This is a genomic window from Amycolatopsis sp. CB00013 (assembly GCF_001905755.1).
GTDB lineage: Bacteria > Actinomycetota > Actinomycetes > Mycobacteriales > Pseudonocardiaceae > Amycolatopsis > Amycolatopsis japonica.
Window position 1 is genome coordinate 309,013 of the sequence record NZ_LIWC01000007.1, and the last position, 20,174, is coordinate 329,186.

17 protein-coding genes are annotated in these 20,174 nt (G+C 70.2%); 13 read left to right on the plus strand and 4 right to left on the minus strand.

The genetic code is table 11. The annotated features are described in order from the left end of the window. Positions 1 to 65 precede the first annotated feature (65 nt). The 9 genes from AMK34_RS38360 to AMK34_RS38400 are packed head-to-tail and all read left to right on the plus strand — an operon-like array spanning position 66 to position 10,254. Positions 66 to 1,199 (plus strand): DegT/DnrJ/EryC1/StrS family aminotransferase, encoded by a 1,134-nt coding sequence (locus AMK34_RS38360; RefSeq protein ID WP_073848975.1) that lies wholly within the window; start codon positions 66 to 68, stop codon positions 1,197 to 1,199. Next, positions 1,196 to 2,317: a DegT/DnrJ/EryC1/StrS family aminotransferase gene (locus AMK34_RS38365; RefSeq protein WP_073848653.1), complete on the plus strand. Its 1,122-nt coding sequence runs from the start codon at positions 1,196 to 1,198 to the stop codon at positions 2,315 to 2,317. The genes AMK34_RS38360 and AMK34_RS38365 overlap by 4 nt, the downstream gene beginning before the upstream one ends. Beyond that, complete coding sequence (locus AMK34_RS38370; RefSeq protein WP_073848654.1) at positions 2,317 to 2,958, plus strand: class I SAM-dependent methyltransferase; 642 nt, start codon at positions 2,317 to 2,319, stop codon at positions 2,956 to 2,958. Before AMK34_RS38365 ends, AMK34_RS38370 begins: the two co-directional genes overlap by 1 nt. Next, a complete protein-coding gene (locus AMK34_RS38375; protein ID WP_073848656.1) occupies positions 2,955 to 3,878 on the plus strand; it encodes a UbiA family prenyltransferase in 924 nt (307 codons plus the stop codon). Before AMK34_RS38370 ends, AMK34_RS38375 begins: the two co-directional genes overlap by 4 nt. After that, complete coding sequence (locus AMK34_RS38380; protein WP_073848658.1) at positions 3,875 to 5,167, plus strand: protoporphyrinogen/coproporphyrinogen oxidase; 1,293 nt, start codon at positions 3,875 to 3,877, stop codon at positions 5,165 to 5,167. Before AMK34_RS38375 ends, AMK34_RS38380 begins: the two co-directional genes overlap by 4 nt. Continuing rightward, a complete protein-coding gene (locus AMK34_RS38385; protein WP_198941831.1) occupies positions 5,164 to 6,657 on the plus strand; it encodes a class I adenylate-forming enzyme family protein in 1,494 nt (497 codons plus the stop codon). Before AMK34_RS38380 ends, AMK34_RS38385 begins: the two co-directional genes overlap by 4 nt. After that, positions 6,648 to 7,439, plus strand: a complete 792-nt coding sequence (locus tag AMK34_RS38390) for a class I SAM-dependent methyltransferase (protein ID WP_073848662.1) — start codon at positions 6,648 to 6,650, stop codon at positions 7,437 to 7,439. The genes AMK34_RS38385 and AMK34_RS38390 overlap by 10 nt, the downstream gene beginning before the upstream one ends. Beyond that, on the plus strand, positions 7,436 to 8,809 hold the full coding sequence (locus AMK34_RS38395) for a CoA transferase (protein ID WP_073848664.1): 1,374 nt from the start codon (positions 7,436 to 7,438) through the stop codon (positions 8,807 to 8,809). Before AMK34_RS38390 ends, AMK34_RS38395 begins: the two co-directional genes overlap by 4 nt. Beyond that, positions 8,806 to 10,254, plus strand: a complete 1,449-nt coding sequence (locus AMK34_RS38400) for a class I adenylate-forming enzyme family protein (protein WP_073848665.1) — start codon at positions 8,806 to 8,808, stop codon at positions 10,252 to 10,254. The genes AMK34_RS38395 and AMK34_RS38400 overlap by 4 nt, the downstream gene beginning before the upstream one ends. 73 nt (positions 10,255 to 10,327) lie before the next feature. On the opposite strand, the gene AMK34_RS38405 is transcribed toward AMK34_RS38400, so the two are convergent. Beyond that, entirely contained in the window at positions 10,328 to 11,149 is an 822-nt protein-coding gene (locus tag AMK34_RS38405; RefSeq protein WP_073848666.1) for a S1 family peptidase, read from the minus strand. Between the two features lie 163 nt (positions 11,150 to 11,312). On the opposite strand from AMK34_RS38405, the gene AMK34_RS38410 reads away from it, so the two are divergent. The 3 genes from AMK34_RS38410 to AMK34_RS38420 are packed head-to-tail and all read left to right on the plus strand — an operon-like array spanning position 11,313 to position 13,479. Continuing rightward, positions 11,313 to 12,047 carry a helix-turn-helix domain-containing protein gene (locus AMK34_RS38410; RefSeq protein ID WP_038510760.1) on the plus strand — a complete coding sequence of 245 codons (735 nt, stop codon included), beginning with the start codon at positions 11,313 to 11,315 and terminating at the stop codon, positions 12,045 to 12,047. Between the two features lie 38 nt (positions 12,048 to 12,085). Beyond that, on the plus strand, positions 12,086 to 12,496 hold the full coding sequence (locus AMK34_RS38415) for a VOC family protein (protein ID WP_038510762.1): 411 nt from the start codon (positions 12,086 to 12,088) through the stop codon (positions 12,494 to 12,496). A gap of 5 nt (positions 12,497 to 12,501) precedes the next feature. Continuing rightward, entirely contained in the window at positions 12,502 to 13,479 is a 978-nt protein-coding gene (locus tag AMK34_RS38420; RefSeq protein WP_073848668.1) for an RNA polymerase subunit sigma-70, read from the plus strand. 5 nt (positions 13,480 to 13,484) lie between these two features. Here AMK34_RS38420 and AMK34_RS38425 read toward each other — a convergent pair whose 3' ends face one another. After that, entirely contained in the window at positions 13,485 to 14,069 is a 585-nt protein-coding gene (locus AMK34_RS38425; protein ID WP_073848670.1) for a dihydrofolate reductase family protein, read from the minus strand. Positions 14,070 to 14,210: 141 nt separating this feature from the next. Continuing rightward, a complete protein-coding gene (locus tag AMK34_RS38430) occupies positions 14,211 to 16,733 on the minus strand; it encodes a tetratricopeptide repeat protein (protein WP_073848672.1) in 2,523 nt (840 codons plus the stop codon). 144 nt (positions 16,734 to 16,877) lie between these two features. Between AMK34_RS38430 and AMK34_RS38435 the strand changes: the two genes are divergently transcribed. After that, entirely contained in the window at positions 16,878 to 19,385 is a 2,508-nt protein-coding gene (locus AMK34_RS38435; protein WP_158073319.1) for a tetratricopeptide repeat protein, read from the plus strand. A gap of 120 nt (positions 19,386 to 19,505) precedes the next feature. Here the strand turns inward: AMK34_RS38435 and AMK34_RS38440 are convergent, their stop codons facing one another. Beyond that, positions 19,506 to 20,054, minus strand: a complete 549-nt coding sequence (locus AMK34_RS38440; protein ID WP_073848673.1) for a hypothetical protein — start codon at positions 20,052 to 20,054, stop codon at positions 19,506 to 19,508. Positions 20,055 to 20,174 lie beyond the last annotated feature (120 nt).

The following is a 20,174-nucleotide window of genomic DNA, read 5'->3' on the forward strand; positions in this document are numbered from 1 at the left end:
CGCGCGGATTGCCTGTCCTACGCTCGGAAACGGTTCCTACACCACCGGAGGTGGGTACGCTGTCGGTGTCTTTCTTCAATCAATCGGCCACATTCGAGCGAACGTGGGCCGGCACCAGGCGACATATTCTCGAAGTCGTCGAAAATGGCAAGTATTCACACGGTGCCAAGGTGGCCGAACTCGAGTCCGCGCTGGCCGCGTACACCGGCGCGAGATTCGTCGTCGGGGTGAACAGCGGAACGGACGCGCTCGTCCTCCTGCTGCGGGCGGTGGGCCTGAAGCCCGGCGAGGAGGTGGTCGTCCCCGCTTTCTCCTTCGGGGCGTCGGCGACCTCGGTCGTGCTCGCGGGTGGCACGCCGGTCTTCGCCGACATCGAGGCGGACGGATACGGCATCGACCCCGCCGCGGTGGCGGACGCCGCCGGGGAGCACACCCGGTTCGTCATGCCGACGCATTTGTTCTCCCGGCTCGCGGACATCGACGGTGTGCTTCGCGTCGCGCGACGCCTCGACCTCACGGTGGTCGAGGACAGCGCGGAGGCCATCGGCATGCGTCACCGCGGCACGCACGCCGGCCTGTTCGGCGCGGGCGGGGTGCTGTCGTTCTTCCCGACGAAGACACTGGGCGCGCTCGGTGACGCAGGCGCCGTGCTCACCGACGACGCCCGGATCGCCGCGACCGCCGACGCGCTCCGCCACCACGGCCGCTTCGGCGCCACGATCGCCGACTTCCCCGCGATCTCGACGGCGACCGGCCTTCCCGGCGTGAACAGCAAGATGGACGACATCCAGGCCGCCGTCCTCCTCTCGAAGCTCACCACGCTCGACAGCGACATCGCCCGGCGCGCGGAACTGGCGTCCCGGTACAGCGAAGCGCTCGCGGGAGTGGCGGGTGTGCGCAAGCTGCCGGAGCGCCGGGCGGACAGCGTGTTCTACGTCTACGTGGTCGAGGTCGACGCGAGGGACGACCTGGCGGCGTATCTGTCGGCGGTGGGTGTGGAGACCGAGATCTACTACCCGACCCCTCTTCATCTGCAACCCTGCTTCGACGGCCTCGGCTATCGGAAGGGTGAATTCCCGAACGCCGAGCGCGCCTGCCGCCACACGCTCGCGCTACCGCTGTATCCGGACATGCCCGCCGGGGACTGCTACCGGGTCTGCGACGCGATCCGCGACTTCTACCACGGGCGGCGAGGATGACCCTCCCGTTCTTCCCGACGGATCTCTTCGACGACGACCGTGCCGAACTGCTGGACATCGTCCATCGGGTCGGTCTCGCCCCCGAGCAGAAATTCATCCTCGGCGAGCGCACGGCCCGCTTCGAGGCGGCCATCCGTGACTCGGTCGGCGCCGCGGACGCGGTCGCTTGCGGCAGCGGAACCTCGGCGCTGACGCTGGTCCTGCGCGCGATGGACGTCGGCCCCGGGGACGAGGTGATCGTGCCCGCCTTCGGCTGCGCTCCGCTCGCGGCCGCGCCGGCCCTGCTCGGCGCGACGCCGGTGTTCGCCGACATCGACCCGTGGACGATGGTCGTCGATCCCGCCGCGGTCGCCCGGCTGGTCACGCCGCGCACCAAGGTGATCATGCCGGCGCACATGTTCTCGGTCATGGCGGACATGCCGGAGTTGCGCCGCATCGCCACCGGCGCGGGCGTGCGGTTGCTGGAGGATTCCGCGGTCGCCCAGGGCGGGACGCTCGCGGGTACCCCCGCCGGGATGTGGGGCGACGCCGGTGTCTACTCGTTCGTGCAGGTCAAGACGTTCGGCATGCCGGGCGAAGGGGGAATGGTCGTCACCCGCGACGCCGGGCTCGGCGCGGCGGTGCGGATGCTGCGCAACCACGGCCAGGACGGCAAGTCCAGGTTCGTGTATCACCGGATCGGCTACAACAGCCGGTTCGACGAGATCATGGCGGAGTTCCAGCTGTACCGGCTCCCGACGTTGCCCCGGCGGCTGAGGCGCCGGGCACGGATCGGCGAGTACTACACCGGACGTTTCGCCGAACTGGCGGGCTGCGGTGTGCTCGCGCCGCCTCCCGCCCGTGATGGACGGTGCTACTACGTCTATTCGCTCCTCTGCGAGCGCAGGGACGAACTCCGTGAGTACCTCGCGGCGCGAGGCATCGGCTCGCACGTCTACTACCCGGCGCCGTTGCCGAGGCAACCCGCGTTCGCTCCCTACACCCGGCCGGGCGATGCCTGGCCCGCGGCGGAACTGGCCGCGCGGCGGACGCTGGCCATCCCGATCTACCCGCATTTGACGGACGCGCAGGTGGAACGCATCGCGGACGCGGTGTGCCGATTCGCGAAGGAGTCGTGATGCAGCAGGTTACCCGCACCCCCGCGCCGAGCGAGGTCGCCGACGAATGGCGCAAACGCGCGGAGCGGGCCGGGCTGACCCGGGTCATGCGCGCCTCCCAGCCCGCCGAACTCGCGGCGGGGACGACCGCCCGCACCATCCGGCTCGTCACGGGGTTCCTGGACTCGCTCGGCGAGGTGGGATCCGCGCTGGAGATCGGCTGCGGGATGGGCAGGCTCACGCCGTCGATCGCGGCGCACGCGCGTGCGGTGACGGCGATCGACATGACCCCGCGTATGCTCACGCTGGCCAGGGAGAACTGCGCACATCTGTCCACAGTGGACTTCGTGCGCACGACCGTCCAGCGGCTTCCCTGGCAGGACAAGCGGTTCGACGTCGCCGTTTGCGTGTGGGTGCTGATGCACGTCCTGGACGACGACGAGATCGCCGACGCGTGCCGGGCGATCGCCGCGGCGGCAAGGCATCTCGTCCTCGTCGAGTACGAGGACGCGGAAATCCCGGTCGGCCGGTTCTCGAGATTGCGGACCGTGGAGGAGTACTTGGCCCTCCTTCCCGGCGCCCGCCTGCTCGACCGACGTGAGCTGGACTACGGCGGCGACCGGTCGTTCGTCGCGTTGATCGCCTTGGACGACCCGCGATGACCACCCTCGCCGTCACTCGTGGCAAAGCGTATTTCAGGCTCGCGAAGCTCGACATCGTCGACTACTACCTCGGCGTGGTCGTGGTGTGGACGTTGCTGGCGCCGATGTCGAGGTTCGATCCGGGGGTCTTGGCGACCGTCGGGGTGTTCCTGCTCGGCGAGGTGTTCGTGATCGCCGCGATGGTCGCGCTGGACGATCTCACGGGTTACCGGGACGGCAGCGACATCACGAACTACTCACCGGACGACGCGCGCCGCAAGCGATACCGGAAGCCGCTGGTCGCGGGAACGCTGAACGAGGACCAGGTGCTGCGGTTCGCGTGGGCGACCGGTGTCGTCGGTGCGGCACTGTGGCTCACGGCCATCGCGATCGCGCCATATCGTCCTCTGTGGACGGTCGTCCTGATCGTGGTCACCTACTTCTTCTCGTTGCAGTACTCCTGGGGAGTGAAGCTCAGCTATCACGGCTTCCAGGAGTTCTTCATCGCGGCGCTAGGCTGGGCGCTGGTCCTCGCGCCGTACGGCCTCGCGACCGGCGAGTTCACCGGGTTCGCACTCGCCCAGGCGCTGCTCTTCGGCCTGGGGCCGTTGCTGTTCGGCGTCTACTCCAATACCAACGACGTCGACGGCGATCGCCGGGTCGGCAGGCCGACGGTGGCCGCCTTGACCTCGGTGCGGGGCAACATGTTCTTCGTGATCGGCGTGTCGGCGGCCGAACTCGCGCTGATCCTCGCCGTCCCCGCCCTCGGCGGCCCGTGGTGGTTCCCGCTCGCGCTCGTACCCACGATCGTGTCCCGCGGCTGGCAGCTGTGGCTCGGTTTCGCTCTGGGGGACATCCTGCGGGCGCGGATGCTGGGCATCCGGATCCACCGGCTCACCGTGCTGACGCTCGTCCTGGTGAACCTGGTGGTGATCACGTGACCGACGTCGACGTGGCGGTGGTGGGCGCGGGTGTCGCCGGGCTCACCACCGCGTACCAGCTGGGCAAGGCGGGGCGTGAGGCGCGGGTTTTCGAGGCGGCCGATGTGGTCGGCGGCCGGATGACGACCCTGCGCGAGGACGGCTACCTGATCGACACCTGCGCCGAGCAGATGGCCGAGCGGGGTTACGACGAGACCTGGCGGCTGCTGGCGGAACTGGGCGTCGGGCCGGCCGCGGCGCCCCCGATCGGACGGGGGATCGCGATGTGGCGCGGCAAGGCCCGGTCCGGCGTCGCGCAGACGCGGGGATTGGTCACCGGAGCAGGGTTGTCCCTCCGGGCGCGGTGGGACGCGGCGCGGCTGATCAGGGGCACGTTCGACACCGAACGTCCGGAGAGTTCGAGGCTGGGCGGGGCGACCGTCGCGGAGTTCGCCGCACCGCATCACCCGGACCTGATGCGGTACCTGCTTCAGCCCATCGTCTCCGGTTTCTTCGGCTGGGATCCGGCCCGGTCCGCTGCGGCGCCCTTGCTCGCGCTGTTCACGGCGGTGGGGCCACCGCCGACCTGGCGGGCGTATCGCGACGGCATGGACACCTTCGCCCGTGCCCTCGCCGCGAAAACGGACGTCACCACGGGGTTCCGCGTCGACGAGGTCGTGGACGACGGTTCCTCGGCACGCCTTTTCAGCGGTACGCGGGAGATCAGCGCGCGGGCGGTCGTGCTGGCCGTCCCCGCCCCGGTGGCGGCCAGGCTCCACCCCGGGCACGGCTCGGCCTTTCTCCGCGAGTGTTCGTTCACGCCGGTGGTCAAGGCGCACCTGCTTCTCGAGCGCCCGCTCGGTGGCCCCGACTACGCCTTGGTGGTGCCGACCGCCGAGAACGGCACGGTGTCCACGGTCATCTTCGACCATTTGAAACATCCCGGCCGCGCGCCGGAGGGCCGCGGGCTGGTCACGCTCATGGCCCATCCGGCCGTGGTGCCGGACCTGCTGGACGCCTCCGACGAGGACGTGGCGAGCCGGCTGACCGGCGCCGCCGAACCGCTCGTCCCCGGTCTGCGGTCGGCGACCCGCCGTGCGATCGTCCGGCGGGTGCGCCACGCGGCGCCCGAAGCGACACCTCGGGCGCTGGCCTTGCGTGCCGGGTTCGAGGCGGGGCTCGGTCGTGGTGTCGTCGACTACGCGGGGGACTGGGTGTTCCTGAGCCCGTGCAGCGAGTCGGCCGTCCGCTCCGGTCTGCGGGCGGCGCGACGGCTGGCCGCTCGCCCGGCGAAGGAACGGACCCGATGAAGCCCCACGACATGGGCACCTTGTTCGACGAGTGCGAGAGCGCCCGGACGTGGGTGTATCTCGACCGGCCGTTCGACATCGCCCCGGAGCGCGGGACGGCGTACCCGGTCGCCGGGCTCGCCGGGCTGGTGCGGGACGCCGCGGGATGGTTGTCCGAATCCGGGGTGAAGCCGGGGGACCGGGTGGCCATCGTCAAACGCGGCCACTGGGATTACGACCTGCTCGCCTGCGCCGCGGTACGGATCGGGGCCGTTCCGGCGAAGCTGTCCGGCCTGCTGCCGGACGACACCGTGCAGCTCCTGCTGCGCCGTCTCGGCCCGGCGGTGCTGGTCACCGACCGGCCTTCCCTGCGGGCGGACCGGATCCTGCGCGTCGAAGACTTCGCCGCCGCGCCGCCGCCCGCGGTGCACCGGAGGCACCCCGACGATCCGCTGCTCATCTGCCACACCTCGGGCACGACCGGGACGCCGAAGCTGGTGGTCCACACGACCCGGACGATCATCGACCGGCTGGCGCGCCCGGAGGCGATCCGCTGGCCCGTCCTCGGTCTCCGGCGCGACGACGTGCTGGCCAACGCCAGCGCGTACGCGCACGGCCGGACCTTCTGCTGGACGGCGTCGGCGTTGTGCCTCGCGCCACGGGAGATCGTGATCCTGAGCGATCCCACTTCGGCTCCGTCGATGTTCGGGCGTCATCGGCCGACCGTCATCGAAGCCCTCCCGTCGGCGTACGCGCGCTGGCGGCCGCTCGCGAACTCGCCGGAGAACCCGTTCCTCCGGGTGCGGAGGTTCGTCAGCACCTACGACGCCGTGCATCCCCCGGTGATCCGGACGATGCTCCACGCCAGCGGCCGGAGGTGTCCACTGTGGATGCAGGGCTGGGGTCAATCGGAGACGGGGCCGCTGTCGTTCCGGTTCTTCACGAGACGTACCGCGCACACCACCCGTGATCTCGGCAGGCCGTTGCCGGGTCTCGCCCGGCTGCGGGCCGTCGACCCGGAGACCGCCGAACCGGTGCCGCGGGGCACCGCCGGGCTGTTGCTGGCCCGCACGCGCGCGCGATGCGTGGCGTACGTGGGGGAACAGGACCGGTGGGAGGCCAAGGTGTACGGGAAGTGGTGGAACACCGGTGATCTCGGTGTGGTGGACCGCGGTGGCGCGGTGACGCTGCTCGATCGCGAGGTCGACAGCGTGCCGGGGATGAGCTGCCTCGCGGTGGAGGACGCGATCGAGGACCGCCTTCCCTCCATCGCCGAATGCGTGGTGCTCTCCGCGGCCGGGCGCGCGCCGATCCCGGTCGTCGTGACCGACGACGGGCTGGACGCGGCGGAATGGCGGAAAGCGGTGCTCGACCTGCCGCCGCTGGGAGAGCCCGTGGTGCTCTCGTGGGACGAAGTGCCGAGAACCGGGACGGGGAAGGTACGGCGCCTGGAACTGCTGGCACGGCTGACCGGCACGGCCGCGACGCACGGTTCGGGAAGGTGGACGTGAGCACGGCCTACGCGTTCGACAACGACAGCGGGCACGCCGTCGAGCAGCATCGCTGTCTCTCCGCGGCGTACGACCCGGTCACCTTCACGCGGCTGGCGGGGACCGGTGTCGGGGCGGGCTGGTCCTGTCTCGAGGTCGGCGCGGGCGGCAGCGGTGTGGCCCAGTGGCTCGCCGCCAGGGTCGCGCCGACCGGCACGGTGCTGGCGACCGACATCAAACCCCACCACATCGCGCCCGCGCCGGGACTGACCGTGCTTCGGCACGACGTCGTCCACGATCCCTTGCCCCAGGCGGAGTTCGACCTCGTCCACACCCGGTTGGTGTTGCAGCATCTGCCCGAGCGGGAGGCCGTGCTCCGTAAACTCGTCCGCGCGCTGAAACCGGGTGGGTGGATGCAGATCGACGAGTTCGACATCTCCTACGGCCCGGTCCTGCTGGCGCCCGACGCGATGGCCGCGAACCTTTACGAGACTTTCCTGTCGGCCAAGGAAAAAGCGTTCTCCATGGCGGGCGGGGACGGCACGTGGGGCCGTCGCGCGGCCGCGTCCATGGTCGCCGCCGGGCTGGTCGACGTCGATCCGGTGCCGTCGGTCTTCCCGTGGCGCGCCGGATCGCCCGGTCTGGAGTTGCTGATCCACCACACACATCACCTGCGGGACCGGTTGGTCGCCGCGGGGATGACCGACGCCGAGCTCGCCGAAGTGCGTGCGGTCATGCGGGATCCGGGGTTCCGGGCGTCGTCGTGTGTCGTGTACTCGGTGCGGGGCAGGCGGCCCGCATGATCACCGCGCTGGACACCGTGACGGTGGCCGGGCCGATCGATCTGCCGCTGGCCGGCGAGCTCGACGTCCAAGCCGCCTGCGGCATCATGCATGTGCACGGCCGGAGCCTCGGCGAACCGACCCGGCTCGGCCTCGACTACGCGTCCATCCTCGCGGCCGAGCTCTCCGCACTGGGCGCTGTGTCGCTGAAGCTCGCGCGTGGCCGGGGCATCCCGCTGCGCGGTGTGTCGACTTCCTTGGCACAGGCGGCGTTGCTGGCGATCTCGCAATATCTCGCGGCGGCGACGACCGAGGACGGGCATCAGGAGCCGTTCGTCCCCGGCGGGCCGCCCTTCCACTCGGCCGACGGTGTCCCGTTCGAGATCGAGACCCTCGAACCGGCGGTCTGGCAACGGTTCTGGACGACGCTCGAAGTCGATACGCGGGCGATTTCGAGTGGCTGGCATCCGTTCCTGCACCGCTTCGCGACCGCGACCTGTCCGCTGCCGCCGCAGCTGGGGGAAGCCCTTGCCACACGGCCGATCGGAGAGCTCGAACAGGTCGCCCTTCTGACGGGCATGACGCTGGTGCGGACGGCGGAGGGGCCGCTCGATCGGGCTCCCGCGTTCGTCGTCAGCGGGGAGGGCCGCGGATACCGTCCGGCGCGGGCGGTGGAGCCGCTTCCGTTGTCCGGCTTGGTCGTACTCGAATCCTGCCGCCGGGTCCAGGGCCCGCTCACGGGTCACCTGTTGCGCCTCCTCGGCGCGACGGTGTTGAGGATCGAGCCGCCGGGCGGCGATCCGCTGCGGTGGGTTCCGCCGATCGCCGGCCACACCTCGGCCAGGTTCCGCGCGCTCAACGACGGCAAGGAGGTCGTCGAAATCGACTTGAACACCCCGGACGGCAGGCGGCATCTGCTCGAACTCGCCGCCGGGGCCGACGTGTTCCTGCACAACTGGGCGCCGGGCAAGGCGGAGCGGTGGTCGTTGAGCGCGCTCGATCTCGCGCGGGCCCGGCCGGGGATCCTATACGCGCACGCGTCGGGCTGGGGGACGGAACTGGGGCCGGAACCACCGGTGGGCACGGATTTCGTCGTCCAGGCGTATGCGGGGGTCCCGTCGTCGCTGATGACGATCGTCGACGTCTTCGGCGGAATCGTGTGCGCGCACGGGATCGTGACGGGCCTGGCCCACGGCGCCACGCGGGCCGCGTCGTCACTCCTGTCCGCGGCGTACCGGCTCAACGCGGGCGCCGGCCGTCGATGCGATCGGCCGCTGTCGGTTCCGGTGTGCGACGACCTCGCCGCGCTCGGCGCGGATCCGCGCTTCTCCCGCGCCCTCATCCAGACCGATTGCGCGCTGGTCGGGTCGCCGTGGGAATTCACGTCATGATCTGGGTGTCGGAGACCGGGGTCGTCCTGCGTGACCTCGTGCCCGCCGGGGTACGTCGCGAATGGGTCCGATGTGGACACTGCCCGGACCGTGATCTGTACTCGTTGTTCCGTGACCGGGTGCGCGAACGTCCACTTCGGACGGCCGTGATCGACGACGAGGGCACGCTCGATTACATGACGCTGGACGTCGCGGTGCGGGCGATGGCCGCCCGCTTGGCGGCCGCCGGATGCGGCTCGGCGGACATCGCCGGAGTGCGGGAACCCGACGGGCGGGCCGCGGTGATAGCGGAACTGGCGATCCTCGCGCTCGGCGCCGTGGTCTTGCCCCTGCCACGCGGGGCGGACGGCTTGCTCGAACGTGCGGGCGTCCGCTTCGTCATCGAGGGCGGAAAGGTCTCGGGTTCGTCGAAGCCGAGCCGCGTCGCCGACGTCCACCCCGATGCTCCGGCCCGGATCCTGGTGTCGTCCGGCTCGGAATCGGAACCGAAAATGATCGCGTACTCGCACAACGCCTTCGCCGGCGGCCGGGCCAACTACGTCCGCGCCGTCCACGGTGAGACCGCGGTGCCGCGAGACCTGGTCCTCGTCTCCCTGACTTCGGGGTTCGGCTCGTTCGGTGTCGCGGTGACCCTTTGCCGCCTCGGCGGCACGCTGATCTCGACCCGCCGGTTCGACGCCGGAGCGGCCCTCCGGCTGATCACCGAGCACCGGCCGACCCACGTTTTCGGTGTGCCCGCGATGTGGCGGCGCATGGTCGAACACCCCACCGCCGTGGACACCTCGGGGCTCGTGGCCATCGTGTCGAGCGGCGACACCCTGCCACCTTCGACGCGCGCCGCCTGTCGCCGGCGGTTCGGCGTGGAGATGATCGACATCTACGGCTCGTCGGACGGGGTCAACTGCCATACGACGATGCCGGAAAACGGTGTCGGGGTCCCGGATCCGGCGGTATGCGAAATACGCCTCGTCGACGGCGAGATCTGCGCGCGGGGCCCCATGACACCGCTGTGTTACGTGGGCGCGCCCGAACTGGACGCGGCGTACCGGCTCGACGGGGGCTGGGTGCGGACGGGGGACAACGGCCGGTTCGACGACCAGGGCAGGCTCCACGTCACCGGCAGGCGGAAACGGGTGGTGATCCGTGGCGGGTACACCATCAGCCCGGCCGAGGTGGAACTCGCGCTGGGGGAGCATCCCGCGATCAGCGAGGTCGCTTGTGTTCCGGTGCCGGACAGCGTTCTGGGGGAACGGCTTTGCGCGTGCGCGTCTGTCCGGAATGGACACTCGTTGGGGTTGGCCGAGGTGAAGGCGTTTCTTGCCACCAGGGGGCTCGCCGGTGCGAAGATGCCGGAGCTGTTGATCGCGCTTCCTGAGTTGCCGTTGGGGCGTACAGGGAAGGTTTGTCATCGCACGTTGACGGAGATCGCGGTGAGGCGAAGGTGAATGGGGAGGATTGGGGACGCTCAACGTCCTGAATCCTCCCCACTCAGCCCACCATCGGACTGACAACGAAAGATCAGCGCTGCCCGTGAATGGTCCGGTGGATCCACCCGGCGTAGGCGGGCACGCTGGTGTAGAGACCGGGGCCGTTGGCGCACGGCACGTCGTCGTCACCGGGGCCGGACGTGACGCCGATCAGCTCCCATCGGCCGCCCCAGCCGCGCTGGACCTGCGGTCCGCCGGAGTCGCCCATGCACGCCATCGCGCCGCGCTTGCGGCTCACCGTGCACAGCCGGGTCGAGTCCGCGTAGCCGGGCGAGCATTCGGACACGGCGCCGATGCGGGTGTCGAGTTGCTGGAGCCGTTCGGGGAACACGACCTTGTTTAAGTCGGCGGTGTCGACCGTGGTGCCGAAGCCCATCAAGCGGGTCGGCGTGCCGGGGCGGCCGGGACGGTCGGCGATGCGGATGGGCCGTTCGGAGACCGGACGGTCGAGGCGCACCAGCGCGATGTCGTTCTTGTTCGGCGCGCCCGGCTGATAGCCCGGGTGGCGGACCCAGCGGTCGATCGTGCGGACGGTGCCGCCGGACGTCCGCCGTTCGCTGCCGATGCGCACGGTGCCCTCCGGCCTGGCCGGGTTGTTCTCCGGGTCGACGCAGTGTGCCGCGGTCACCACCCACTGTGGATGCACCAGCACGGCCCCGCAGACGCCCTTGGCGTTGTTCATTTCGGGCACGACCTCCGGGATCGAGGCCATGAATTCGTAGCGCTCGGTGGAGTTCTTGCCGTTCACCACGGCGTCGGCGCTGCCGGGCACCGCGATCGCGCAGAACACTCCCGCCAGCGTGACAGCGGCGGCACGGACCAGGTTGCGGCGTAGGGTCGCCACCTTCGACATGCTTTTCCTTTGTTCGAGGACTTCGGATCGATCAAGTCCAGCCTTGTCGTCGGTCGCGCCGATGACCATCGGGTCAGCCCCCCGAACCGCGGTGGCGGTTGCCCGACGCCGGCCGGTAGCGCTGGTACCACCTTTGGACCGGTGCCGGTGCTAGCTTCTTGCCGTGAGCCTTGATGGCGTCGAGCAGCGACCGTCCGATTCTCCCTACGTGGAGCGGATTTACCGTGCCGGTCAGGCCGCCGTGACGCCGTCGCGGATGCGGTCCATCGCGAACTCGAACTGGGAGCTCGTGGTGTGGCGCGACCGGGGCGAGACGCATGTGGCGGTGCGCGGCCCCGAGACGAGTCCCACGGTGCTGGACCTGGGCCCGGGCGAGGGCGAAACACTCGGGATCATCTTCCGCCACGGTGCGTACCTGGCGCCGATGCCGGTTTCGGGACTGGTCGACACCGCCGTGACGAGCCCGCACACCACGGCCCGTTCGTTCGTCCTGCAGGGCGAGGAGTGGGAAACCCCGGGCTACGACAACGCCGACGTCTTCGTCGATCGCCTGGTCCGTGCCGGATTGCTGATCCGCGACCCGCTGGTCACCGACGTGCTCCGCGGCGAAGTGCCCACTTTGGTCACCCCGCGGTCGGTGCAGCGGCGGGTGGCCGCGGCGACCGGGCTGACCCAGGGCGCGATCCGGCAGATCGAGCGGGCGAGGCAGGCCGTGATGCTGCTGGGGCAGGGGATGGCCGCGATCGAGGTCGTGCAGCGGGTCGGGTATCACGACCAGCCGCATCTGGCCCGCTCGCTGACGCGGTTCACCGGACGCACGGCCACTCAGCTCAGGCGCGCGAGCGAGGACGAGGTGCTGTCGCTTCTGTACAAGACCGAGGTCGCGGTGCACCCGTAGGTTTCGTGGTGACACACCGACCTACTGGAGGACAAGACATGGCCATCACACAGATCTACGTCAACCTGCCGGTCGCCGACATCGAGGCGAGCACGAAGATGTACACGGCGATGGGCGGCACGGTGAACCCCGATTTCAGCGGTGACACCTCGGTCCAGGTGGTGCTCGCCGACACGATCCTGGTGCAGCTGATGACGCGCGAAACGTTCGCGTCGTTCACCAAGCGACCCATGACGGACGGTCCGATCGAGGTGATCAACGCGTTGGCCGCCGGGTCGCGCGAAGAGGTCGACGGCCTGGTCGAGGCGGCACTGGCCGCGGGCGCCACCGAGCCGCGCGCGGCCCAGGACATGGGCTGGCTGTACAACCGGGCCATCGACGACCTGGACGGCCACAGCTGGGAACTGCTGGCCTACGACCCGGCCGCCATGGGCGACGGGCAGAATTGACGACCATGACCGACGCCAGGTCGCCCGGCGCGGACGCGGCCACGTTCCTCGAGGTGGTCCGCTCCGGCGATCCCGCGCGGTTCGCGCTCGTCACGGAGCGCCACCGGCGTGAGCTGCAGGTGCACTGCTACCGGATGCTCGCGAACTATGAGGACGCCCAGGACCTGACGCAGGAGACGTTCCTGCGGGCGTGGCACAAGCGGGAGTCGTTCAAGGGCAACGCGGCGCTGCGGACCTGGCTCTACCGGATCGCGACGAACGCCTGCCTCGATTTCCTGGAGAAGCGCAAGGACCGCACCTTGGAGGATTCCGAGGTGCTGTACCTGCAGCCGTATCCCGACCGGATGCTCCCCGAGGATCCGCAGGAATCGGTGGTGGCGCGGGAGACGATCGAGCTGGCGTTCATCGTCGCGGTCCAGCACATGCCGCCTCGGCAACGGGCGGTGTTCGTCCTGCGCGACGTCCTCGGCTGGCCGGCGTCGAAGACGGCCGACGCCCTCGAGCTGACCGTCGCGTCGGTGACGAGCGCCTTGCAACGGGCGCGCGTGACGATGCGCGGGCGGCTGCCCGACCGTCGTCTCGACTGGCGGGGCGCGGAGCTGTCGAAGGACGAACGTGGCGTGGTGAAGGCGTACATCGAGGCTCATGAGCGCAACGACCTCGACGGGCTGGCGGCCTTGCTGCGCGAAGACCTGCGCTTCGCGATGCTGCCCGAGGCGGGCACCACGACCACGACGGCCAAGGACGCGGTGGACGGCTGGGTCTCCGGCGGGCTCTTCCAGCGCGGCCACGACGACTGGCGCGGTATCGCCACGACGGTCAACCGCATGCCGGCCGCCGCGCTGTACCTGCGCACCCCCGAAGACCCGGAGTACCGGCTGTTCGCCATCGCGGTTCTGCGCGTCGCCGACGGGAAGATCGCCGAGCTCACCGGCTTCGACGCCACCGGCAAGCCGTGGCTGGGCCTGCCCGCGACCCTGTGAGCACGTCAGCGCCTCGTCTCGTAGCGGGTCAGCACCACGCCGCCGGGAAACGTCCGGGTCTCCGCCAGGGACAGGTTCACCCAGCCGTCCAGCGCGGTGAAGAACGGCGTGCCGCCGCCGACCAGGACCGGCACGGTGACCAGCACGTACTCGTCGATCAGCCCGGCCCGCATGGCCGCCCCGGCGAGGGTCGCGCCGCCGATGTCCATCGGGCCGCCGTCCTCGGCCTTGAGCCGGGTGATCTCGGCGACCGCGTCGCCGGTGACCAGGCGGGTGTTCCAGTCGACCGCGGCGGTCGTCGAGGAGAACACCACCTTGGGCATGTCCCGCCAGCGGCAGGCGTACTCGATCGCCGCCGGCGTGGCGCCGGGCTGCCGGTCGGCGGTCGGCCAGTGGGAACTCATCGCGTCCCACAGCTTGCGCCCGTACAGCGCCAGGCCCGTCGCGGCGACCCGGTCGGACCACCACTGGAACAGCTCGTCGCCCGGCGACGAATCCGGTCCGTCACCCCCGCTCCAGCCGAGGTCGTCGCCGGGCGCGGCGATGTAGCCGTCCAGGGTCACGTTCATGCCAAAGGTCAGTTTCCGCACGTCAGCCTCCAGTGAGTTGATCTCACCCGTACAGACGGTCGCGGCGCGGGAAACTGATCGGTCCGGTCGCGCTGAGCCGCGTTGTACCGCTGAGGTACATGAAGGCCCCCTTCCTGTACCTAGGCGCAAGGAAGGGGGCCTTCATGTACTTGGCAGGGGCGAGGCCATCGAGGAGGCCGCCTCCGGCACGCCCATCTCGGTGAACGCGGCGTGCGCGGTCTGCCAGTGTTTCCGCGCGGCGACCGGATCACCGACGGCGAACAGTGCGTCGGCGAGTCCACTTTGGGCTCTGGCCAGTTCGTAGCGGCTGTCCGCCGCGTTCGCCGAGTCGATCGCCTGCTGCAGGCAGCGCACGGCTTCGGCCGCCCGCCCGGCGGCGAGCAGGGTGGCCGCCAGGTCGGTGCTCGCGGCCAGCGCTCCTTCCCGGCTGCCGATCTCCTTGGCCAGATCGATGGCCTGCCGGTGATGCGTCAACGCCTCGTCGAACCGCCCCGCGGTGACGAGCAGGACACCGAGATGGTTGAGCACCTTGCCCTCGTCGGCCCGGTTGTGCGTCTGCCTTGCCACGTCGAGCGCCTGTTCGTAACAGGCCCAGGCTTCGGTGTCGTTTCCCATACGCCGGAACGTGGTGCCGAGACCGTCGAGCGTCCGGCATTCACAGAGTCGGTCACCGCTCGCCCTGGTCGCGTCCAGGGCCTGGGACAGATGATCGACGGCGGCGGAATGATTTCCCAGTCGCATCTCGGCGACGCCGATATTGCACAACTGCCGTGCCCGGAACGACTCGTTGTTCCGGGCGACGGCGAATTCCAGTGCCCGCCGGAAACAGGGTAACGCGGCGCGATAATCACCGAGACCGGCCAGCAACAGGCCCACGTTCCCCGACAGGTTGAGGACGTAATCGGATTCACCGGCGGCGTCGAACTCCTTGATCGCGTCCTGCAGGACGGCGAGTGAGTCGGCCGCGTTCCCCCGCTGCCAATGGGTCATGGCGAGCCCGTTCAGCACGTGCCCTCGGGTGACACCGGACGCGACCCGGACGGCGTTGCCGAACAGGGCGAGTGCGTCACTCACGTGCACGCGGGCCTCGAAATAGCTCGTCATCACGCACGCGAGCCGCGTGACGTGCTCGTCACGTCCTTCGCTCAACGCCCAGCCGGACGCGACGACGAGGTTGACCCGTTCGGCGTCCAGCCACGCCATCGCCTCGTCCGCCCCGTCGAACACGAGAGCCCGCGCGGCGGGTGTGGGCAGGTCCTCCCACCGCTCCGCCTCATGCGGATAACAGGTGACGAGCGCGGTGCGGGTGGTGGCCAGCTGGAAGTCGAGCAGCCGTCCCACCGCGGTCCGGCGAACGCGGGCTTGGACGCTTTCCCGGACGCGTTTCTCGGCGAACACCCGGACCAGGTCGTGCAGTTCGAACCGGGACGCGCGCGCGGTGACCATGTTGGCCGCCACCAGGTCGCCGAGTTGACGGCGGACGACGCCGACCTCGACGCCGGCCAGCGCCGCCGCCGCGTGGTCGTCGAAGTCGCGTCCTGGATACGTGGCGAGCAAGCCGAGCAGGATCCGGTCCGGTTCGGTCAGCTCGTCGTACGACGTGCGCAACGCGACTTCGACCCCGTCGTCCAGCCGCAGCATGGTCCGCAGGTCGGCGAGACGGTCCCGGTGGTCGGCCATCGTCCATTCGTCCGAGGCGGCCAGCCTCCGGGTCACCAGTGCGAGGGCCAGCGGCAACCGGCCGACCAGTTCGACGATGTCGGCCGCTTCGCCCCGCTCGGCGTCGACGCGTTCATCGCCGATCCCGTCGCGGAGCAGCTCGACCGACTCTTCCGGTGTGAACACGTCGAGCGCCACGTGCCGGGCATCGGTCAACTCGGCAAGGCGGCGCCTGCTGGTGACCAGCACCAGGCAGGTCGGAAGGGCGGGCAGCAACGGCAGCACCTGGTCGGCCGACGCCGCGTTGTCCAGCAGGATCAGCGCGCGCAGTCCGTCCAGCAGCCGCCGGAACAGCGCGCTGCGGTCGGCGAGGGTGAGGCAGCCGATCTCGCCACCGGACGCCCCGAGCCGGCGCAGGAAGCCTTCGAGCACAGCGGCCGGGTCGGCGGCAGGGAGATCCGCGTCGAAGCCGCGTAGATTCACCACCAGCCGCACGTCGGCGAAGCGGTCCCGCTCGGCCAGCAGCCGCGCGACCTCGGCGGCGAACCGGGTCTTGCCGACCCCGGCCATTCCGGAGATCGCCCACACACCGGCGTCCTCCGGCTCGGCCTCCAACACCTGGCGCAGCTGTGCTTGCCTGCCGACGAACCTGCCGGTCCCGCCGGGGAGGTGATCGGCCACGCTGATCACGGCCGCCTCGATGGCGTCTCCGGTGATCACGCGGTGCGCCTGCCGCCATTCCGCCGCGACGTCCATGCCGAGCAGCACGGCCGCGATGTCGACGACCAGCTCGACGTCCAGCCGCTTGCGCCCGGGCAACAGGCAGCGATACACGGTGTTGTAGGCGGGGAGATCGGCCGTCCCGCGGGCCGTGCGCAGGCGCCGCACCCGCCGGTGCAGTTCCCGGTGGGACAACCCCGCCCACGCCAACGCCTGCCTCAGCCGCTGCGAGAGCTCATCGTACGACCGGGCTCCGATCGGGCTCGGCGGCTGCTCCTCCGTCACGGGAACCCCCTGGACACGCGAACCGAATGCCGGTCGACCTTAGTCGAGAGCAACGACCGATGGGCCGGATCGGCGAACTCGATGGTCGGCGATCTCTTCCATTCGGACAGTGCCGATCGACCATACGGACTACCCTTCCCGATCGTGAATCCCGACCGAACGGACGTGGGCGACGTGCCGCCGGAGCCGCTGGGCGCCGGTTCGTTCGACGAGCTGGCGGCCCGGCTGAACACGCTGCGCGGCTGGTACGGCGTGTCCTACCGGGAGCTGCACCGGCGGGTCGTGCGAGGGCGGCGGGCGGCGGGAAACCCCGATCTGCCGGTGTTCAACACGGTCTACCGCTGCCTGCGGCCGGGGCGAAGGCGGGTCGACGCGGACCTCGTCGCGGACATCGTGCGCGCGCTCACCGCCGACGAGGCGGTGGTGGCCCGGTGGCGGCAGGTGTGTCAGGTGATCGCGGGGCTCACCGCGGACTCGTCATGGGTGACCGTGTCAGGTGAGCTGCCGGCCGACAGCACCGAGTTCGTCGGCAGGCACGCCGAGCTGGCCGCGATCACCGATCCCGGCGGCGACGAGCGGTGGACGCCGATGGTGATCGACGGTATGGCCGGTGTCGGCAAGACCAGCCTCGCCGTCCGTGCCGCACACCGGCTGGCACACCGGGACGGTGTCGCGGTCCGGTTGTGGGCGGACCTGCGTGGCTACGACGCCGACCGCGCTCCCGCCGATCCGCTCGCGGTGCTGGACGAGTTCCTGCGGCGGCTCGGGGTGCCGGGCGGGGAGATCCACCGTCTCGGTCCGGCGGACCGGCAGGCGACCTACCGGCGGCTGCTCGCGGACCGGCACCCGGTCGTGGTGCTGGACAACGCGGCGGACGCCGACCAGGTGCGCCCACTGCTGCCGGACCGGCCGGGCGGCGTCGTGCTGATCACCAGCAGAAGGCGGTTGACCGGGTTGGCCGGTGCGCGGTCCGTGCACTTGGAAGCGTTGCCGGGGACCGAGTCGCTCGACGTGTTGCGCAGGCTGGTCGGCGCGGCCGAGGTCGCCGAGGACACCGAAGCCGCCGCGCGGATCGCCGAACTGGTCGGCCATCTGCCGCTCGCGTTGACGGTGGTGGCGGGCCGGATCCGGAACCGCCGCGACTGGACGTTGCGCGACCACGCCGCCCGGCTCGCGGAACGCCGGGACAGCCTGCGGGTCGAGGACGAGCTGGAGAACGCCATCGGTCTGTCCTATGCGGACCTGCCCGCCGAGGCCGCGCTGCTGCTGCGGCTCCTCGCGATCCATCCCGGCCGCGACGTCGACACGCGCGCGGCGGCCGCGCTCGCCGGGGTGGACCTGGGTACGGCGGAAGAACTTCTGGGCGAACTCGTCGCCAGCAGCCTGGTGCAGCGGCAAGTCCAGGATCGGTTCGGCCTGCACGACGTGGTCCGTCTCTACGCGGCGGGGCTGGCGCGGGACGTGGACGCCGCTTCCGCGCGGCAGGCCGCGCTCGGGCGGTTGTTCGGCTACTACCGGCACACCGCCAGCCGTGCCATGGACCGCTACGCCCCGCATGAACGCGACCGCAGACCCGCGGTGTCCACTTCGGACGTTCCGGCACCGGACTTCGCCGACCTCGCGGCGGCGACCGAGTGGCTGGACGCCGAGCGGCACAACCTGGTGGGCATCACCGCGCTGGCCGAGGAACAGGGCCGAAGTGAGGACGCGGCCATGATGTCGCCGATCCTGAACCGGTACCTGTACAACGCGTTGCTGTTCGCCGACGCGGAGATCGTGCACGGCATCGCGATCCGCGCCGCCGACCCGCTGATCCAGGCGAGCGCGCATATGAGCCTCGGTGCGGTCTACCTGCGTTCCAACCGCTACCAGGAGAGCATCGACCAGCTCAAGCAGGCGCTCGAGCGATACGACGCGGCCGGTGACCGGACCAGTTGGGCGCGGGCACTGAACAATCTCGGCAACGCGTTCGACCGGCTCAGTGACTTCGCGGCGGCCGAGGACTGCTACCGGCAGGCGTTGCTCGTGCACCGGGCGACCGGCAACCGCACCAGCGAGAGCCGCGCGCTGGGCAATCTCGGGAACAGCGCTATGCGCGTCGGCGACTGGGACAAGGCGGCGACGTACCTCGACGAAGCACTGGCGATCATGCTGGAGGTCGAGGACCGGGTCGGGGAATGCCTGACCTACGGCAACCTCGGCACGGTGCGCGAGCAGCAGGGTCACTCCGCCGAGGCGCTCGGCCACTACCGGCGGGCGCTCGTCACCGCACGCGAATTCGGCTACCGGTTCCCGGAAACCGAGGCCTTGCTCCACATCGGAGTGTTGCTCGCGCGGCTGGGCGAACACGACGACGCCTTGACGCAGCTGAGCGAGGCTTTGGACCTCGCACGCCGGAACAGCTTGGGCGAGTTCGAGGTCAAGGCACTCAACGGAATCGGCATCGCGCTCGGCGGCAAGGGAGACGCCGCGGGCTCGATCGCCAGGCACCGCGAAGCGCTCGCGGTCGCCGAGAAACTGGGCGATCGCTATGAGCAGGCACAGGCGCACAAGGGGATCGAACGCGGCGCGGCCGTCACCGGCGACACCGGCACGGCCGACGATCACGGGGAGAAGGCGCGGGCCCTGCTCACCGAGATCGGCCTGCGCTAGCCGGTGCCGCAGTGACGGTTGCGAGTGGGCCGAAGGCTCCCTTCGCCGCGTCTGATGCGACGAAGGGAGCCTTCACCACGCCTCCGGCGTGGCCTTGGTGCCATACCGACGCGAGCCGATTTACTTCCAGCTGTACGCGGCGCCGCCGAAGCCCGGCTGGACCTTCGCCCGCACCTTGGGGTAGCCGGCGTGGCCGTAGTAGCCACCGTTCTTCTTCGGGATACCGGACCAGCGCACGACAACGGTGCCGCTCGTGCCGCATCCCGCCGTGGTCCACTTCGTGACCATCTTCTTCTTGGAAGTGCTGTAGTAGTGGCCCTGCGCGTGGACACAGACCCGGGTGTTGCTGCCCGGCGGGATCTGCCACTTGTAGCGCCGGTGCTGCGGGTTCTTCTTCGAATCCAAGGAGATCCACGCACAGTCCGATTTGGACACCCTCCACTTGCCGTAGCCGGCGAAATCGCCACGCCAGCCGCCGCAGGCCGCGGAGACGTCGCCTGCCGGGACCTCTTCGGTCAGTTCGACCTCGACCCCGGTGTCGTCGGCCTCCGATTCGGCGACCGTGGTGGTGTCCGCCTGCTGCTCAGCCATCGCCGGCGCGGCCTGTGCGGCGATGACCATGCCCGCGGCCACCAGGCCGGTCGTGACCCGTGTCGTCCATTTCTTCAAAATGCTTCTCTTTCTCGATTTCGCGCGCTCGGATATTTTCCATCAGCCGGTAATTCGGCTACGTCAAACATTAACGGCGGCGCGGGGAACCGGACAATGATCTTGAGCGACGACCTTGAT

Excerpts from the sequence above, each read along its gene's own strand:
- AMK34_RS38395 (WP_073848664.1), top strand. The coding sequence starts at position 7,436 with ATGATCACCGCGCTGGACACCGTGACGGTGGCCGGGCCGATCGATCTG.
- AMK34_RS38405 (WP_073848666.1), bottom strand. The coding sequence starts at position 11,149 with ATGTCGAAGGTGGCGACCCTACGCCGCAACCTGGTCCGTGCCGCCGCT.
- AMK34_RS38365 (WP_073848653.1), top strand. The coding sequence starts at position 1,196 with ATGACCCTCCCGTTCTTCCCGACGGATCTCTTCGACGACGACCGTGCC.
- AMK34_RS38370 (WP_073848654.1), top strand. The coding sequence starts at position 2,317 with ATGCAGCAGGTTACCCGCACCCCCGCGCCGAGCGAGGTCGCCGACGAA.
- AMK34_RS38385 (WP_198941831.1), top strand. The coding sequence starts at position 5,164 with ATGAAGCCCCACGACATGGGCACCTTGTTCGACGAGTGCGAGAGCGCC.
- AMK34_RS38420 (WP_073848668.1), top strand. The coding sequence starts at position 12,502 with ATGACCGACGCCAGGTCGCCCGGCGCGGACGCGGCCACGTTCCTCGAG.
- AMK34_RS38375 (WP_073848656.1), top strand. The coding sequence starts at position 2,955 with ATGACCACCCTCGCCGTCACTCGTGGCAAAGCGTATTTCAGGCTCGCG.
- AMK34_RS38415 (WP_038510762.1), top strand. The coding sequence starts at position 12,086 with ATGGCCATCACACAGATCTACGTCAACCTGCCGGTCGCCGACATCGAG.
- AMK34_RS38400 (WP_073848665.1), top strand. The coding sequence starts at position 8,806 with ATGATCTGGGTGTCGGAGACCGGGGTCGTCCTGCGTGACCTCGTGCCC.